The organism is Streptomyces sp. SID12488 (assembly GCF_010548275.1).
Classification (GTDB): Bacteria; Actinomycetota; Actinomycetes; order Streptomycetales; family Streptomycetaceae; genus Streptomyces.
Genome location: NZ_JAAGLT010000140.1, coordinates 1 through 425, shown reverse-complemented (window position 1 = coordinate 425; position 425 = coordinate 1). Strand labels below are relative to the sequence as shown.

At 69.9% G+C, this 425-nt stretch carries 1 pseudogene; it reads left to right on the top strand.

The annotated features are described in order from the left end of the window. Window positions 1–211 precede the first annotated feature (211 nt). Window positions 212–425: pseudogene (locus G3I56_RS42885) on the top strand (M23 family peptidase); the annotation flags it as partial.

The following is a 425-nucleotide window of genomic DNA, read 5'->3' as shown; positions in this document are numbered from 1 at the left end:
GTGCCAGGCCTACGGGGAGAGCGTCACCGCCGAGGGCTACACCAACAACGTCTGGTCCTACCTGCCCAAGTACAAGGCGTGGATCTCGAACATCTACATCGACGACCCGGCCGCCTGGCTTCCCGGCGTCCCGGAGTGCTGAGCGGCGCCCGCCGGCGTCACTGAACCTCGACCCACCTTTTTCCCATCCCTGTTCGGAGGAAGATTCGCCATGCCCGTGATCAACCGAACCAAGTCACTCGGTCTGCTGGCAGCCGCGGCCGTCGCGTCCGCGCTGGTCCCGCTCTCCGCCGCCACGGCCGAGGCCGCGCCGGCCCAGCCCGCCGGTTACGCCGGTTCCTGCCCGACCGCCGGCACCGTCACGCAGGGCTGGCACTCCGGCCACGACGGCGTCGACATCGCCAACACCCGGGGCACGCCGATCT